This window comes from Proteus vulgaris (genome assembly GCF_016647575.1).
GTDB classification, from domain to species: domain Bacteria; phylum Pseudomonadota; class Gammaproteobacteria; order Enterobacterales; family Enterobacteriaceae; genus Proteus; species Proteus mirabilis_B.
The window spans coordinates 1,606,548-1,624,466 of the sequence record NZ_CP032663.1 but is presented as its reverse complement, the minus strand read 5'-3'; the positions used below and the strand labels follow the sequence as shown (position 1 = coordinate 1,624,466).

Below are 17,919 nucleotides of genomic sequence, written 5' to 3'. Positions count from 1 at the left end.
TATTTCCAATATAAATCAGACCATTATGATAAAAAGCATAGAATACGATAGCTGGCAATATGATGCCTCTCAGCATTCCGTTATCCAACGTACCTCAATAACAAGAGAATTAGCGGATAATGAGATCTTAATACAAAATGCCGCAGCAGGCATAAACCCCGTTGACTATAAATTTATTCAGAACAACCCTCTCAACTGGGCTTCGGGGCATATCCCAGGCGTTGATGGAGCTGGTATTATTGTGTCTGTTGGACATAATGTCGCGTCCGAGCTGATTGGCCACCGAGTTTGTTACCATGCCCCTTTGTTAAAACCCGGTAGTTTTGCCCGATATACCATCCTCGATGCCAATAGTGTGATGATGATACCGGAAGAAATGTCATTTTCATTAGCGGCAGCGGCGCCATGCCCATTACTCACTGCATGGCAATCAGCTGAAAAAGTTCCCGTGAATAACGGCGAAAGTGTATTAGTTTCAGGGCTAGGTGCGGTTAATCAATTTTTGGTGCAGATCCTGCGACAGCGGGGTTTCCTTGTCGATGTTATTTCTGCGAGTGCCACACAAGACACCGCGACAAAACTCGGAATTAAGCAAATATTTAGACACCATTCGAAGGTTGATAAAACCTATTTTGCTATCTTTGATGCCACGGGTCCCGAATATGCGTCTTTATTAGTCCCACATCTCAAAGCGAATGGACATATTGTGTCTATATTAGGTCGAATTGAATTGCCTGTTGATCCTGCGTTTACAACGGCCATTTCTTATCACGAAGTTGCTCTGGCTGCCATTCATCAGTTTGGTGAACATATTGCAATTACGCAATTAATGTTGTCAGGAGAGGCATTAATCAAACAAATAATGACAGGTGACTTAATATGTCCTATTCCCGATACGTTTGCATTCGAGCAACTTCCTCAAGCCCTATTACACAGCGAAAACTCTCACATTAAAACGGTTGTGACCTTTTAGTAGTGCCCTGTCGTTTTACTTACTATTAACTTCGATAGAACAACACATCCAACGTACACAATCAAACGTATACGTTGGTTTTTTCGACAAGCACGTCCTCACTGTATTATCATCTCTCTCGAAATACGCATTTTCTATTAATCATATGAATTGGCACGCGTTAAGCACCTCAGATCTGAAAGGAACTTTGAATGAAGGCTACATCTGACGAAGCACATGTATTTATTGAAGTCGTTGAACAAAAAAGCTTTACAAAAGCAGCGGACAAGCTAAACATCGCCAACTCTGCGGTCAGCCGAACGGTCAAAAAGCTGGAAGAGAAATTGGGCGTTAATTTACTCAAACGAACAACTCGACAAATTGATCTTACTGCAGAAGGTGAACTGTATTTTCAACGAATGAAAAATGTATTGCAGGAAATGCAAACTATTGAGGATGAACTCCTTGATACACAAAGTTCACCCAAAGGCTTATTGCGTATTGATGCAGCAACGCCCGTCACTTTGCATCTCCTTATTCCGTTTGTTGCTATTTTTCGGCAGCAATATCCTAATATTGAATTATCACTCGTCTCTTCTGAGACATTTGTTAATTTGATTGAACGTAAGGTTGACATTGCAATCAGGGCTGGACAGTTAGCAGACTCAAGTTTACGAGCTCGTCCCTTATTTAATAGCTACCGCAAAATAGTGGCTTCACCTCGATATATTGAAACCACTGGCAAAATGACATCTGTAGCTGATTTACGTCACCATACTTGCCTGACATTTACAGAGCCAACATCACTCAATACTTGGCCAGTGAAGACCGAAAATGGGCTATTCGTTGATGTTGCTGATGGAATATCATCAAACAGTGGCGAAACATTATTGCAGTTGTGTGTTAATGGCGAAGGAATTGCCTGTTTGTCTGACTTTATGGTGAACGAAGGGATTAAACGTGGAGAACTGATTGAATTATTGCCTGATGAGATCCTGCCTATTCCATTGCCTTTTCATGCTGTCTATTACAGCGATAAGGTCGTCAGCCAACGAATTCGCGCTTTTATTGACTGCCTGACGACCTATTTAGATCTGATTGGCAAACCATAATCATGGCTTACCAACGGGAATAAACGTTAATCCCACTCTGGCGCTAAGCCTTCAGGGCTAACAAGACGATCATTACAATCCAGTTTTGCAATTGCATCACGATCTTCTTGGTCAAGCTGTAATTCTGTGGCTTTTAGGTTACTGATTAAATTTTCACGCTTGGTGGAAGATGGGATCACAGAATAACCTTCTCCCATCGCCCATGACAGAATAACCTGAGCTGGGGTTGCGTTATGTTTTTGCGCAATTGACTGGATAACATCATCTTTTAATGCCTTGCCGTACGCTAGTGTCATATACGATGTAATATGAATACCTAATTCTTTTGCTCGCTCAACCACTTTGCGGTTTTGCAGATAAGGTGATAATTCGATTTGGTTGGTGGCTATATTTTCCGCACCAACGACAGCAACTGCTTCTTCCATCAATGGAATAGTAAAGTTTGATACACCAATTTCACGGGTTAAACCTTGTTTTTTCGCTTCTAATAAAGCAAGCATGAACTCTTCAACAGAAACCGCATCATTTGGAGATGGCCAGTGAACCAAGGTTAGGTCAACATAGTCAGTCTGTAAATCATTCAGGCTTTTTTTCAAACTAGGGATCAGGTTATCTTTGCTTAAATTCTCAATCCAAATTTTGGTCGTAATATAGAGTTTATCGCGTGCAATACCACTTTCGGCAATTGCCTGCCCAACAGCAGCTTCGTTTTCATAGATTTGAGCGGTATCAACCGCACGATACCCAACATCTAATGCATTTTTTACTGACGCAATCACAACATCATCTTTTAAACGAAACGTACCAACACCTATCATAGGAACAGTCATTGTATTATCTCTCTTAAGTTTATTCATATTAATTATCAATACTCATTATTAGTTCTATCACTATTAATTGATAACTCACTAACAAATAACATTCTTGATAACTTGATGTTAAAAATAATAGGACATTAGGACTATTTTAAAAATAGTCATTCGCTCAATAATCTTTTGCTAAAAAGTCAATAATAAAATCGTGCTAAATGTAAATGCATGTCATTACATAAAAATAAAACAATCAAGCAGGCTGTAATAACGCTGTATTCATGTGAACCCAATAAATAGCAAACTCAATGATAAAAAATGAAAAAGGCATTATTACTATCGCTTTGGGCACGACTACCCATTGGGCACCCCCGTATTTCCCAAACCATTTCCAGTGCTTTGACTGTAAACCGACTATTAGGCGAAAACGACATAGGGTAACCAATTGATTTCTGAGCGAACAGGCCGAATACGACAACGAGATATGCCAACGTTTTCCTGTCCGTTAATCCTGTAACTGCTTTACCCACCAAGCCATACTGGAAAGACAAATATTCATGGCATTAGCTGAATCAGCGACTCTATAGTTCAGCTCCACAATTAGCTGGAAGTGTCCTCCCCCTTTTTTAATTCTGCACTGAAATTTCGTTTTTTCATTAAAGCACCTTTATTGTTACGAGATGATCATATCACCTCTATTCATGTGGATAAATTTATTAAACCACTATCCCCCCCCTAGGACTGATCTCCCGCAAATTATATGGGTAGATGTGAACAATGTCCGCTTCTGGCACAAAGCAGACTGCTGGCTCATATATAGCTCAATGCTATAACAGCATAAGTTATAATCTTGAGCCAGCACGGTTACTGGTTACACCAATATGTCACTCTTACCCAGCCCAAATTTAGCCTTTATCTCCTCTTCTTTTTGTCTGCGCTCCTCTTCCGCTTTCTGTGCTTCTTCCATCTCATGCATTCTCACGTTATAGATTGATTGCTCAGGCATCTGCACACGAACAGAGATAAAACGACCATCAGGGATATCAATCGGATCACCGTCATTGAAGCCGTCAATGTCATTACGGGCAAATTTAGGTGCATTAGGGTAAGTGCGGTGATACGTTTTAACGAGAATAGAGCCGTCTTTGTTAATTTTAGAGTTAACCCATATCAACGGCTGTTTATTGACATCGAGTGGAATTTCAATACCACCATCAACACCGCCCCATCCTGCATCTGAGTTAAAACCTAATACACCCTCGATAAGGTATTCGCCCTGAGCTACTCGAGTAACCGTAGCGCCTTCTGATTCATCGTTAGTAGTGAATGTGCCGTCTGGATTGATGTCGATGATTGGAGATGCACGTTTAATAAAACCATTACTGTCTACCGTTGTGTTTTTGGCGCTCCATATCGCATTCCAAGGTGTCGTAGTATCAACAACATCATTTGATGAACTGAAACGACTCATTAATATGCCAGATGTATTCATAAATAACATAGCTCGGCGATTTCCGTTATATGTAGATTGCCAGCCGGCACCATTACTTGGAAACCCTGGTGAACCAGAAGATGAGCCATAAAAACATGAGACTAATGATGGTTCGCTAAGACCTGCACCACCAATACCGTAATCACCAACTCCCATCAATGCTCTATTTCCTAATTTCGGATCTGGAAATGAGTAGAGACAGTTTGATACCCCCTCTCTTTTGATATAAATGTCAGGATGCCCACGGACTAACGATATCCATGCCGCATTACTCTCATTGTTATTTACAACCCCGATAGCGCTACTTAATCGTAATTCCCCCTCAACGCGCTGAATACCGCCTTTCTTAGTATCTAACTTATTAGCAATATCACCTTGCATCTTCTTAATGCTATCGAGTGTGACAATCTCACCATTTGGCATTTCAACTTTTGTCTGCCCTGTCTGAGTCATCCACGTATTCATTGCATCGAGAAAATACTGCGTATAACTATTAATAGCAACCATTGTTCTAGCTGCATCACTATTATTATCTGGCTCAGTAATATGAATTGAGAATGTTGTATTCGTTGCAGTCGCTAATGCCGGTTGTGCTAATACCAATTCAGTGTCGGAATTAACGGATTTAATCATGTAGGGAATATTAGTATTCCCTGATTTAATTAAAATCGTCATTCCGATATTAATGGCAGGATTATTATTTTTAAATTTAGTGCCAGTGCCTTTGACAATAGCAGACCCTGACACTGTGTTAACAGTGCCTGTTGTGTATATCATAATTTATTTCCTAGTGATTATTCTTTGGAAAAGGATGTTGACTCAAGCTTACCTGCATTGACGAGGAAGCCTTTTAAATTAGTAGTTATAACACCAGCTCCACGAGTGCTTGCGTTAATTGTAATTCGCTTGTTTACGGTACCGGCTTTAACAATAAATCCGAATGAACCAGTACACTCCAATCGCCCACCATTAGAGATAGTATTGGTTTCAACAAATTCGACTGCGTAATCAGTGTCATCAATTGTGAGGTATAAATGTGATTCCATTAATAATCTATCTGATGTGCTAATTAGTGATAAGTAAGGAAATGAAATAAACACATCATACGGCATGCCTCCAGCATAAATAATTGTTTCGCTAACATTCACGTATCCCTCACGACTCAGGTTTTGAGTATTTTTTTCACCTGAAAAATGATAGCTTGAATTCACATCCCCTAATAATTTTTCAACATAAACAGTTCCCGTGAAATTACCATCTGCGCCATCGATAGTCCCTCTAAATGTCCCATTATTAAATTCAGCATCACCGGTATTAGCATCAAGATAAAACCCATCCTTGCCAAATTCGTAATCCTTGGATTTAATAGCTTCAGATAACACCATTTCACGAACATTCGCTTTATCTAAAAACGCCTCCTTGATAAGCAATTGCCCATTCTTGGCGTACATGAATAATTCCATCTTGCCGTTTACAGGGTTATACCAAGCGAAATTATTAGCGTTATAACCTATGAAACTTTCGAGCTTTCCATTCTTAACTTGAGCACTAATGACCTGACCTGCTGCATTGTATTTAGTGCCGTTATGAACAATCGTGATATTAATTGAGTGAGTGACAACACCGTCACCAGATTGACTAAATTCAGCCTGCATTTTCTGGTTAATCATGCCCTGCTGTTTGCCGAATTGGGCTTGTACCTGCTCTTCGGATTTAGCCATGGCTTTATTCGTTTCAGATATCGCCTCCTTATTTGTCACGACATCCGCAGCAATACGCCCCATTTCCTTATCGGTGTTGTCTAATTTCTGGTTGGTGTCAGCTAAATTTTGGTTAGTTGCTTTTAACTCTGTGCGGATTTCCGTAGTTGTTTGACCGAAGGCTTTATTTAGCTCAGTAATTGAAGTTTGAGTCTCTTTAATTGCAGATTTGTTGTCACCAACAGCGGAGTAAATTTCTTTAACTTCCTGCGCCCATGCTTCGTTATCCGTTGCACGGACTTGCCATAGCTCTTTGATCCCAGCCTGTGATTGACCGTGTTTCACTAACAAACTGCGTGATAGTTGAGAGTCAGCATTACTAAGAATAATTGCTGTCTCAGCATTCCAATCTAATTTTTCACTGAGTTGCTTTCCGGCCTCAGTTGTCATAAATTGGCCGTCTAGTTCATCAAGTATTTCTTTGGTGTTACTATTAGGCTCCCCTTTGGCTTCAACAAACACTGATTTTCCAACGGCATTCACACTACGAACATAAATATAATAGATATGCCCTGCCTTTAGGTTGCGCCCTTGAATAACCCACATCGTACTGACACCTAAATATTCAGCGCGACTTTCTACTTCGCGAATATCCGTGATCTGCTTTTCTGAAAACCAAAACTCATACTGTGCGCGTAAGCTATTTTGACCACCAGAACGAGGAATAATACCCAAGCTAAAATAACCTGATTCCACTTCAATATAACTGGGTGGCAAGGGTGGATTAATCGCAAATGAGGTTGTGGCCACCTCGCCTTTTTGTTTCCGATCATTTTGAGGCACGACGGATAAAACATAATTTCCTTGAGGCAAACCACCAAAACGATACATCGTATCCGTGGTTGATGCCGTGCCGACAATGCGATCACCCGTAGTGAGTTTTAATAAAAAGTCGACTCCTCGACTGGAATAAGGCGTGTTCCAACTCGCCTCCACTTGCCACGCACTCGCATCCGATTCGATATCCACGGAAAGGCTTTCAACCGGTGGAATAAATCCCCCCAATGGCGTATCGGGCTTAGGCTCAAACTTAGCGCCTTTATCTACAATCGCCTCTTTTTCTGGCGTGTGTTGCACTGCAATAACCGTAAAACTGCCATCTCCGTTATCAGCTAAGCTGATAGCGCGAAATAATCGGCGACGTAAAGACGGAAGCGTCAACGTCCAAATTCCGCCCTCGCGTAACCCTAACGGTAAAGTATCCAGCTTTATTTGATTGGATGCGGGATAGCTCAACACTTCATAAGATTGTGGATCACCTTGTGCATTGATGAGCGTAACGCTTGATTTACCGCTTTGGGGTATGTCGATATTGCGATCTAAGGTTAATGTTTGAGCGAGATAATCAATGTGTGTCAGACGCCCACCAATTTGATTATCTGCGTAGTAGTTATCGGCAATTTCGATAATATCACCCGGCATATGACGCAAGCCTTCACTGCCAACAGTAAACTCAACCGTCTGTGTCTCTAATTTTTCCGTGGTTAATAACCAAAGACCATGCCGATGAGCTTGCCCTCTGCTAGTGCAACCAAAGGCATCGACGCGCATCACATTACGCCCAAAGCGGGCAATACTGGCATCATCTTCAACCAGCTCAACACTGGTTTTCCAGCCATTATCAGGATCAATAAAACGAACTTCGACAGCGGTATGACGCGATTTTAATGCACTAAAACTATACTGAAAGTTACCATCTATCACATTGGCGTTGGTATAAGGCCACACCACATCAGACGGTCTATCTTGAATAAAGGTTAATGTTCGCCCGTTCCAGACTGGCATAATGCGCATCATGGCACACATATCGCCCATGACATCATAGGCTTTCCGCATATCCGTAATGTAGGCATTACACGTCATACGGGGCTCTTTTCCACCAAAACCATCATCAACCTGCTCATCACAATAACGACCGATTGCATACAGGGCGAATTTATCGACTTCACTAATATTAAGACGTTTCCCCATGCCATAACGCGGATGGGTTAATAAATCCCATAATATCCATGCGGGGTTATTGGTAAATGCCGGTTTAAAGGTGCCATCCCAAATTCCTGTATAAACCCGTTTATCCGGATCATAATTGCTGGGTACCTGAATAATACGACCTTTAATTAAATAATTACGGCGAGGAAATTTATTGCCAAACTGTTCACTATCAAACATTAATCCTGCAACGGCAGACCCCGGATAGGTTTGTGAAATATCCACTAACTCAGAATAGCTCGACCAAACGGTATTATTTTGAATTTTGTCAGAAGTGCTGTCTTGAGTGATACGGATCATGCGTACACTAAACGGAACGGGCGGTAAATCATCCAACACAACGGCCATCAAATAAGGTGAGTTAGAGCGTTTGCCATTAATCGTGACATTTTTCTCCGTTATCCATGCGCCGTTGCGCTGAACTTGGATCTGCAATTGAACAGAAGTGGGTACGCGATCACCATTATCTTTGGTTTCAACCAGTGCTTGTGTGCCAAAGGTTAGGCGTAAGCGGTCAATATTAGGCGAGGTAATGGTACGTGTAACGGGTGAGTTATATTTAACCTCAATCCCCACTGGCACTTCATTCGCAGACGCCGTAAAGCCACTCATTGCCGGCTGTTCTAATGTGCCCGCCCGCCATTGTGCATACATCCCATTAATCGTGCTATTGCCAGAGCCGTCTATCACAGGCGTATCATCCAAGTAAATACACCCTAAATCATCCATCGAGCCTTGAATATGAATAGGGCCTTCAATTGGCCCCTCACTGATTAAATCAATTAATGAGGCTTTTTGACGTGATGTTAAATCGTTTGGTGCCTCATACGGTGTTCTTTGACCGCCACCACCTTTACCCATAATACAAGCTCCTCTTAACCACCGTGTTTGCCGGCATCGATATCTTCACCGTCACTGTCATCCATAATTTCAACGGATTGTGAAATGACGCGTGAACCACACATAATTTCGCCATACGCAATGGGCACCGGCATTCCTTGAGCAACCGCGTTATCAAGATTACTAAAATAGGTATTGCCTTTTTCTTCATCGCCACGAGATAAATTAGGAGGTTTAGGCGCGGGGATCAGCATTTGAGCGACACCCCCAATCATCATGGCAGCACCACCTGCCATCAAAGAAGTCGCCACTGTTGCGGAGATCCACGCAGGTCCCCACCATCCCAATGAAAATAAGGCAGCACCCGCAACAAACTGAAAAACGCCGACGTTTTTAGCCCCTGATAATTTCGGCACAATATGGACGACCGCGTTATCAGGTAAGGTTTCATTGAATTTTTGGTGAACTTCTTGCGGGGAAATATCGGTACCCGCAATACGGACTTGATACCAACCCTCACGAATGGCGAGGCGTAATGCGGGGATTTGAATAAAAAGCGCGTGAAGCCCTTCAGAGGCAGTATTCACATTTAAATCAAAGCGACGTCCAAATCGTTGCAAATTCCCGTAAAGTCGGAAGGTTGCCAATCGCGGTAACGCCAAATTGAGTGCGTCATTCGTTGCCATCGTTCGTTATACTCCTCGCGTTTGCTAAGTTGGTTTGGAATGTGATGCAAAATCGTTTGATTGCCTAAATAGATCCCCGCGTGATTAGCGCGAGAGCTGGCATAACAACACAAAATAATATCGCCGGGTTGGGCTTCTCTTTTTACCTGCCGAAAACCACTGCTCACCATATTATCGAGGTACAGTTCTTTGCCTTGGCGCCACCAATTATCATGTCGCTCAAAGTCAGGCAATTCATGTCCTGCCAAATGGTAAGCATCACGAAACAACCCATAACAATCTGTTGAGCCATGAATAAATTGGCGACCTAAGAGATGAGGCACTGGCTGATAGCAGTGAATTTTTTCATCACAGACCACCCACCACGGCAATGCGCTGTTCACCTGCAGTTGTCTATCTAATGTGCTGAGGTACTGTTGGCCTTCAGGATGACTATGCACAACCGCGATCACCTCGCCCTGCTGTTCGGCTCGAATAAAATCATCAAAAGAAATCGTAAAGTGGTTTTTCGGATCAGCATGCTGATTAACGCAAGGTAAATACTGTTCACCCTGTGCGGTACTTATCAATAAGCCACATGCTTCTAAGGGCGCTTGCTCTTTTGCCTGCGCCAAAATTGCTTGTTCAATCATAAGAAATACCTTAGGAGGGAATTAATTATTACCAATACGAGAAGTGGAAACAAACGCACCTATACGTGATTCATTTTTTCGTAACTTACAGTCACTCAGACGCTTACCGCATTTATCATTTAACGGATCGGTGGTTGGTTTTCCCCATTCATCGGCAACAGGAGGCCCTTTGTATCCGCATTCTTCAGAGCGATATCCCCAAGGACAGATATCCGACAAAATCACGCGACCAGGAAGCATCAATCCGTCGGTTTCACTGGGTGTCGCCAACATAAAGGTAGCGGTTACTGAATTTAAACTGGTCATCTGCTCAATGATCCAACGTGTCACAATCTCTTGTGATGGGTCAGCATTAGGATTGCCTTGGGGAAAATTTACTGCATCTAAAAATTGTGTGCTGACAATGCGACGCACCACCAGCCCACCGATTGCACTATCTAGCTGAGTGGCAATCCCTGTAATCAGCCCGAATAAATTCGACAATGTAATAGTGGGTCGCCCTGATGGGCCTTTGCCATTAAAAGAAAACCCCTCACCTTTCACGGGGTAAGGCTCATAGGTATTTCCTTGCCAGATTAACGGCTCTTTACGTTGATTGAGTCCATCAAAAAAGCGGTACCGAATACCGCCTATTTTAGTTAAATCAAATTCGTAAAGCTCAAGCAAAGCATCAGTTGAGGAGAGTTCGGTAACACTAATTCGCATTTCAGGAGGAATATGTTGCATATTAGCTCCAATAAAAAACCCGCCGAAGCGGGTTATAATTGACAGATTGAGACTACTTATTTAATTCATGAATAAAATGTTTTACTTTTCTCTTAAATGATTCATGAACTTCTTCTGGGATAGCTTCCATCATTTTATTAATATCACTTTCAGATAAACACAATAATTCCTTATCGTTATTGTATTTTTCAGAAAGAAAAGAAACAAATTTCTCAACACCATCCTCATCTATCATATAGTTATCTTTTAATTTGATAACAATATCTGAAGGAGAAACTGTAGTAATACTTTTTTCATCCTTATTTTTACTCAATAAGTCACTTCCACAATGTTTACATTTTATAGCTTCCGGGTGTATATCTTCAGCACAGTATGGACATCTTACATATAACACGCTTGTAGAATTAGCTGTGTCGTGAGGCTGTTGCTTTCGACCACTGAACACCACCATCATTAATCCACAAAAAATCATAAAACAGCTAATTAAAATATAATTTTGCTTATCTGACATTAAACCAATGTTATTTACGCGAGCCCCATAGCCAGTGGGAACACTGACATCCATATTAAAAGCAGCAAACGCTGCTATAATGCCGACAACCAATAAAATCCTTCCGAAACCTTTCATTGTCTCCCCTAATATTAGATTAATTTACCTTATATTAGCTTGGACTGGGCTTAAAATGAAGTAAACGAAAATCTCTCGAAGTGGTTTGCACTAATTAAAATACGATTTGCTCAAACTCAGCCGTTATTTCAGTTCTAATCATACTAACTGAAGACGACCATTTTCGACATAGTACCTTAATTAAATCTGATTGATGAGGAGGCTTCCATAAAAATACGGTAACACCGGCGTGTTTTTCTAAAAATGATTCAATCTGCAAGCTTTCACTATTTATATAGATCAGCGTTACATTGTATTTTTTTAGATTACTATTAATACCGTCAGGGCGACGCTGTTCGTAGCCGTCGCCAAATTTCACTGATTTTACTCGAGGCTCAAACTCCTTTTTCATATCAGGTTTAACTTTCCACTTAAATGTTTCCATCTACATAGCTCCACCATCCCGGCGCTGGCTCATAATATAGTCCTGAGCACCACGTTTACTGATTTCATAAATCTTTTTCAAGGCTTCAGGCCCTATTTGACCATTGCTACCATCATTTTGAATAGTTATATGGTTTATCTGAGTAACACCTACTCCTTGATTAGGCATTTTCGCAATAACGCCCAGCTTTCCATCAGCGCCACGGCGCAAAGGGAAAATACCTTCTGGCCCAGCCTCTCCCATCAAGCCTGCGCCTTTCGCAAATGCAAACATGGTAGGCTTATGCACGATCTGCCCACTGTAAGCGCTTAGGCTGGCTGAGTTGTAAACCCCGCCGTCCGCATTCGCAACGGGGGCACCAAAACCAAACCCCATCGCCTCTATTCCTTTAACTAGAGACATTTTAATTAAAATATCCGTTAACATTTTAAGAATAGATTTTGTAAAGTCTTTGAAATTGGCTTCACCTTCAAATAATACGTTAGTTAGCTGGCTACTAAACCCATTAAGGGTCATAGAAGTGGCATTTTGCACTTGAGAGTTAACATCAAGCGCGGTGTCTTTATAGTTACCCCATGCCGTTTGGGCGCCAGCTAACCAATCAGCCCGTTTCTGATCTTCAACTTCATAAGTTTTTTGTTGCTCAGCTAACATATTATTTAGCTGTGGATTCTCTTTTTGGCCTGCAAGAAGTTGAGCGCGTTCTAAGTAACGTTGTTGCTCTCTTGCTGATTTACCCATACTTTCTTCAATCGCTTTACGTTTTTCCGATTGCTGAGCAATATATTTATCAGCCTGATCTTGCATCTTATTTAAGCGTTCTTGTAAGGCAACCTTATCACCTTCTATCGCTAATGCTTCCTTTTGAATTAGGATACTTTCCTTATTGGCTAATAGCGATTTTTCAACATTATCTAATCGACGAGTCAACTGTGCTTGTTCTAAGATTGCAAATTGTGCCTGCTCTTTTTGAAAGTCTTTTCGTTGCTGACTAATAACATCATTAGCACCTTTGTGATCTTCAAGGATTTTCAATTGAGCTTGCAATGCTAATAAATCTCGAGAGGCTTTTTCCTCTTCACGAACACCAGCTGGCACAACGTATCCCTTACCTTTCCCTGTACCCGGCATTTGGCGATCTCTTAAACGAAAATTAATCATCGCCTTAGCTTCTTCATACTGTTCTTGTGTTAGTGCATGTTTTTCTTTTTCTAATTCCGCTAATTTTTGTAACCTTTGAGTCTCCCAACTAAAGTAACTCCTCCACTTTTCCTGAGTTTTAATTTGGTTAACTTTAAACTGCTCATTGTCTTTTTCTGCTTGGGCTTGGGCATTTTTTAGGTCTATATCAGCTGCCTGATCTTTCAATTCTTTTAAATGAGCCTTAACATCATCAATTGTTTGACCTGTTTTGTCATAATGCAGTTTTTCAGTAAATGGGTTTATCTGAAAATTAACCAGCATTTCTTCATGCTCACGGATTTCATCCTTTAATGTTCTTGTTCGGTAATAATTCAATGCGGCATCTTTGGCGTCATTTGTTGCTTTTTTAATATTGAACCAGGCTAATTCTATTCCCTCCAACTTGTTGGGGATCTCAATGGCGCCATCATTTATAGCTTGCGCATAAGCATCAATCGCCAATTTAGCTGCTTCCGTTTTATTACCTTGTAACTCTAACGTTCGAATTTGCTCTAATTGAGCCGCAGTCAAATGATGATTAGACTTTTCCAATTCAAGCGACATTTGAAGCGGTTCATCCTGCAGGCGTTTAAACTGATCAATCGTGGTATCAATCGCCTGCCCTGTGATGTAATTCATCTGTGCGGCCGCTTTTGAAACACGGGAAATCTCATTATTTGAAAATACGCCTGTACCGACAACACTCGAAATGGATGATGCCATTTCACCACGCGTAATACCGCCACCAGCCAGTGTCCGTGCCATTTCATTTAATTGGCTCGCGGATTTATTTGCGTAGTTACCTGTTAAGATCAACTGCTTATTAAATTGAGAAAACTCTCTTTCTGCATCATAAGCTAATTTGGCAACGCCCGTTAGACCGGCAGTAATTCCTCCCCAAATACCACCACGAACCAGTGAGCCCATATTAAAGGAGTTGGCAATACCTTGAAGACGACCAGATAATGACTTGCTGTTTTTATCAAACTCTTTAGTTTCTTTGTTCGATTCAGATAATCGACGAATATAGATCTCGGCTGAAGAACTGACGCCAAGTTGAGAAGCTTGATAACGCAACATCTGTTCACGACTTAAATTTTGAGTGGCAACCTGTTCTTTTAGTCGCTGAATAAACCGTGTTTTTTGTTGTGTTAGAGACTCTTCTTCTCGGCGTAACTTCATTGACTCTGAAGTAATAGCAGAAATAAGCACCTGATAATCGCGCTGATGGATAGTGCCTTTTTTCACTTCTTGGTTTAACTGAGCCTGAATCGCTCTTAACGCCGATTCACTGCCGGATAGGCCTTTAACGGCTTCAATTTGTTTATAATATCTCTCAGTATTCGCGTCTTGCTGATCTTGTATTGCCCTTATTCTTGATTTAGTGACATTCTGAATTTCGGCAAACTGCTCACCTGTAATTTTGAGCTTGTCATAAGCCTTTGTTGATTTATTTAAAACCTCAGTGAGTTGTTCGAGTGCATTTCTCGTTTGCCCAACACTTTGAGCTTGCTCTAAAAAAGCATCGGCTTGTTTGCGTGATTCAATAGCTGCACGCGCTTCTTCCTGTGCGATCCGCTGATAATAATCCGCTCGTTGTTGCTGAGAAATTTCTTGTTGATTGTTAAGTTCTTGAAGAGATTGCGCAGTACTCTCTGCAGAACTGCGAGCAGATTGCGCTTGCTGTTCAACCAGTTGAGCCATGCGTCGTTGACTGGCTTCTGCTTTTTCTGCGGTTTCTTGCAGTTGACGTTCAACACGCCCCATTTGCTGGCTGAAATCTGCTGTCTCAGCGCCTAAGTTAATCGTGAGATCGGCTATTTGTTGGCTCATATCGTACTCCGCCCGCTATCCCTTCACTGACCGCCATCATGGTTTCATCGTCCATATCAACAGCGGGTTTTCGTAACAACACGCTAAAATCCTCTGGCGATAAATTATCACTGCCACCAAAAACACTGGCGACAGTGAAGTTAAGTCCAGAAAAAGCATGATCAATGAGTTGGAGGGTGAAGGGAGTTTCATTAAAGAAGTGTAACCAATCAGCGAGTTCAGTCGCTGTCATTTCGCTGAGCATCCTGCGCCAATCAGCACGTTTAAATTCATGTGACAAACGCAGGATAAATTGATGTTCACGGGCGACTACTTTTCCAGTGACTCTTCCTGTGCATCACTGTGAATATTTTCATTTTCCGTGTTTTCAGTTTGCGCCATTCCGCTAATCACCAACACCTCTTTAGCTGCGAGACCGAGTGCTTCAGGATTCCATGTAGAAAGAACATCATTATAAATTTGTTCAACATCATCTGATCCACCGTGCGCTAATGAACGAGACACTAACCAGGCATTCGATTCTGTGTTTGCACGAATAATCAGGGCGGTTTTTTTAACGCCTTCCACTTTTTCAATATCGTCATTTTTTTCTGCTTGCTCGACTAAAAAATCAAAGTATTCAATGCGTTGTAGTGCTGATAATTCATATAACGCAACAGAATTACCACCATAAGCAAACTCTTTTTTCTTTAAAAACATACTGTTACCTTTTATTCATTGTCTTTTTTAATAACGGGCGCACTTTTTCCTTGCTCTGACGCTGATTTAATTTCTTCAGCAAGAGCTGGACGACCACTATTAGTGATCTTAATCGTGCGGGTAATTACTTCTTTTGCGGGCACTGTTTTTCCAAGCGAACTAACCCAGCCACGATAAATATCAACCGCCCCATTCGGATAACGAATGCGATAGTGACGAACATCACCCAGTTGGAACCAATCAACCAGATCTTTTTGTCCTTGCTCACCCGGCTTCCATGCCAGCGTAATATTGGCTTCACCTGCTGATTTTTCCCCCTGAGCAGTCGCTTTCCAATCTGCATCTTCATCGTCAAGATAGGTATCGTCATAACTGTCTGCGGTAATTTCACCCGGCTGTAACTCTTTAATTTTCGCCAGTCGCGTCCAATCTGTATCATCAAACGGCGCTTTTAATGGATCTTCGGTACCGCTATAAATCCAAAGCGTGGTACCAGCACCTTTTACGGGTGCCAATGGGTTTGGTGTAGGCATAATGATTCCTTTTACATTGAGTAACTAATTTGATAATTGAGATCGACTGAACCCCATAACCCCATTTCTTCATCACGATGGTAGTCGTAGCCATTAGGGGTCATATTTTCGATAAGATCGGACAGTGCGGGAATGGAGGTCAGTGCGGGATAAATCACAGCTTCAACCCATTTATCTAATTCAGCATCAGGGCTATTCGCACTGAGAAAAACTTCTATGTGAACAATCGCTTGCCAGCTATCTTCATCGAGGTTTTCACCTGTTGAGGTAGCATCGGTGATATACACAGCAATCGCTGGGAAGTCGTTTTCATCCACAAAAAAAGGGCGACCATCAAATACTGTCGCCCCATTGGCATGAGGCTCAATTGCCTCTTTAATTGCGTGCCGGATCTGCGTGTGCTTGATCACTAACCCCTCCCTTTTATATAAAGCCGTAATTGTTGCTTTAATGCCGATGCCATTTCTTTAGGCATATCAGATTCAATAAGCTTCTCTGACTCTTCGGTGTAAGCCGTTGTTAACGGTGTGACGAGCGGAATTTTAACTACTTCGATGGGATAACGACTTTTCCCAACGCGCTGAAGAATATGCCAGCGCCCATTATCAAGCTGTTGAATAAAGGCATTAGGAAAAGAAAATTTGCCCACTTTCAACACACTCCCTGCTCCTTTCTGATTACCTCGTTTTCTTGATAGTTGAACGCGAGCACTACCCAAAGCAATAGCGGGTAAATTACCCCGGTTTATCACTAATCTAGCACGAGGCGTTTTATAGCGACTGCTCGCTCGACTAAGTCGAACACGTTGACGGATCAGGCGTTGAGGCACTTTGGTTTCAGCTGAAACCCGTTTAACACTATGGCTAATGACACGGCGAGCAACACGGTTGATCGCCATTGCCGTTGCTTTCGGTACCATTTCATCATTAATGCTATTCAGGTTTTTAATGGCTTGCTCTAATCCTTTCATATCACCCACCTATTTAATCCAAATATGGGGTTTACCATTAAACTTTTGATATCGAGTAATTTGGTAAGTTTTCCCATCAATTTCAACAGTATCCTTACGGTCAGGTTGATAGGTTGACGAAAAAATAACATAACTCACCCCATCACCACTTATCGGACCCAATTCAGGGATAAAGTGAGATTCGAGTGCTTGATAAAAAACACCATTAATACGGATGGGAATCCCCATCCGTTCTTCGGTCACGTTATCCATTCTTTTTACCAACCGTTCAAATGAATTCATCGTTTCCTACCTTATGGCGTACCCGCTGGTGCGAACACATTGAGTTTAACCGTAACATTTTCACTCGATGCATCCGCATCATCCCAAACCACACCAGCAGGTGTGCCACCTGTATCCACCACGATATTGTCTTTAACGGACGCCGTAGTGCCGGCTTTTAAGGCAATTCCCGCCTTCTTGTTCAGTAAGAAAACACCTTCTGAGAAACCATCACCTTTCTCACTAGGGTGAATATCCGTGATCGCAACACAAGCAATAGTGCCAACGTGTACCAGTTGACCACTTTTAATGATCTCTTTTGTGCTGTTAATCACGGCAATTGTGCCACCCTGTTGTACATAATTTTTAGCCATAAAAACTCCTTCCGATG

General features: G+C 41.8%; 16 protein-coding genes and 3 pseudogenes. 2 read left to right on the top strand and 17 right to left on the bottom strand.

What is annotated here, in order from left to right; all coding sequences use genetic code 11:
• Positions 1-25 precede the first annotated feature (25 nt).
• The gene (locus D7029_RS07475) at positions 26-973 is read left to right on the top strand and encodes an alcohol dehydrogenase catalytic domain-containing protein (protein ID WP_194952290.1); all 948 of its coding nucleotides are present in this window, start codon (positions 26-28) and stop codon (positions 971-973) included.
• A 191-nt stretch (positions 974-1,164) separates the two neighbouring features.
• The gene (locus D7029_RS07470; RefSeq protein WP_194952289.1) at positions 1,165-2,064 is read left to right on the top strand and encodes a LysR substrate-binding domain-containing protein; all 900 of its coding nucleotides are present in this window, start codon (positions 1,165-1,167) and stop codon (positions 2,062-2,064) included.
• Between the two features lie 26 nt (positions 2,065-2,090).
• On the opposite strand, the gene dkgB is transcribed toward D7029_RS07470, so the two are convergent.
• From dkgB to D7029_RS07390, 17 genes and pseudogenes are all read right to left on the bottom strand, one after another.
• Complete coding sequence (dkgB, locus tag D7029_RS07465) at positions 2,091-2,894, bottom strand: 2,5-didehydrogluconate reductase DkgB (RefSeq protein WP_194952600.1); 804 nt, start codon at positions 2,892-2,894, stop codon at positions 2,091-2,093.
• A 487-nt stretch (positions 2,895-3,381) separates the two neighbouring features.
• A pseudogene (locus tag D7029_RS18895) lies at positions 3,382-3,530 on the bottom strand (IS3 family transposase); the annotation flags it as partial.
• A gap of 214 nt (positions 3,531-3,744) precedes the next feature.
• Entirely contained in the window at positions 3,745-5,142 is a 1,398-nt protein-coding gene (locus D7029_RS07460; RefSeq protein ID WP_194952288.1) for a hypothetical protein, read from the bottom strand.
• Between the two features lie 488 nt (positions 5,143-5,630).
• Positions 5,631-8,975, bottom strand: a pseudogene (locus D7029_RS07455) (host specificity protein J); the annotation flags it as partial.
• A gap of 14 nt (positions 8,976-8,989) precedes the next feature.
• Entirely contained in the window at positions 8,990-9,640 is a 651-nt protein-coding gene (locus D7029_RS07450) for a tail assembly protein (RefSeq protein WP_052026895.1), read from the bottom strand.
• Positions 9,544-10,272, bottom strand: a complete 729-nt coding sequence (locus D7029_RS07445) for a C40 family peptidase (RefSeq protein ID WP_194952286.1) — start codon at positions 10,270-10,272, stop codon at positions 9,544-9,546. Before D7029_RS07445 ends, D7029_RS07450 begins: the two co-directional genes overlap by 97 nt.
• A 21-nt stretch (positions 10,273-10,293) precedes the next feature.
• Entirely contained in the window at positions 10,294-10,998 is a 705-nt protein-coding gene (locus D7029_RS07440) for a phage minor tail protein L (RefSeq protein ID WP_194952285.1), read from the bottom strand.
• A gap of 52 nt (positions 10,999-11,050) precedes the next feature.
• A complete protein-coding gene (locus D7029_RS07435) occupies positions 11,051-11,626 on the bottom strand; it encodes a zinc ribbon domain-containing protein (RefSeq protein WP_194952284.1) in 576 nt (191 codons plus the stop codon).
• A 94-nt stretch (positions 11,627-11,720) separates the two neighbouring features.
• Positions 11,721-12,050: a phage tail protein gene (locus D7029_RS07430; RefSeq protein WP_194952283.1), complete on the bottom strand. Its 330-nt coding sequence runs from the start codon at positions 12,048-12,050 to the stop codon at positions 11,721-11,723.
• Complete coding sequence (locus tag D7029_RS07425; RefSeq protein ID WP_194952282.1) at positions 12,051-15,065, bottom strand: phage tail tape measure protein; 3,015 nt, start codon at positions 15,063-15,065, stop codon at positions 12,051-12,053.
• The gene (locus D7029_RS07420; protein ID WP_228766747.1) at positions 15,034-15,309 is read right to left on the bottom strand and encodes a phage tail assembly protein T; all 276 of its coding nucleotides are present in this window, start codon (positions 15,307-15,309) and stop codon (positions 15,034-15,036) included. The genes D7029_RS07425 and D7029_RS07420 overlap by 32 nt, the downstream gene beginning before the upstream one ends.
• Before the next feature lie 65 nt (positions 15,310-15,374).
• A complete protein-coding gene (gene gpG, locus D7029_RS07415; protein WP_194952281.1) occupies positions 15,375-15,764 on the bottom strand; it encodes a phage tail assembly chaperone G in 390 nt (129 codons plus the stop codon).
• 71 nt (positions 15,765-15,835) lie between these two features.
• Positions 15,836-16,297, bottom strand: a pseudogene (locus tag D7029_RS07410) (phage tail tube protein); the annotation flags it as partial.
• A gap of 11 nt (positions 16,298-16,308) precedes the next feature.
• Positions 16,309-16,704, bottom strand: coding sequence for a phage tail terminator protein (gpU, locus tag D7029_RS07405; protein WP_194952598.1), 396 nt, complete (start codon positions 16,702-16,704; stop codon positions 16,309-16,311).
• Between the two features lie 2 nt (positions 16,705-16,706).
• The gene (locus D7029_RS07400) at positions 16,707-17,267 is read right to left on the bottom strand and encodes a phage tail protein (RefSeq protein ID WP_194952280.1); all 561 of its coding nucleotides are present in this window, start codon (positions 17,265-17,267) and stop codon (positions 16,707-16,709) included.
• A gap of 9 nt (positions 17,268-17,276) precedes the next feature.
• Positions 17,277-17,549, bottom strand: coding sequence for an ATP-binding protein (locus D7029_RS07395; protein ID WP_194952279.1), 273 nt, complete (start codon positions 17,547-17,549; stop codon positions 17,277-17,279).
• An 11-nt stretch (positions 17,550-17,560) separates the two neighbouring features.
• On the bottom strand, positions 17,561-17,902 hold the full coding sequence (locus D7029_RS07390) for a DUF2190 family protein (protein WP_194952278.1): 342 nt from the start codon (positions 17,900-17,902) through the stop codon (positions 17,561-17,563).
• Positions 17,903-17,919: the final 17 nt, after the last annotated feature.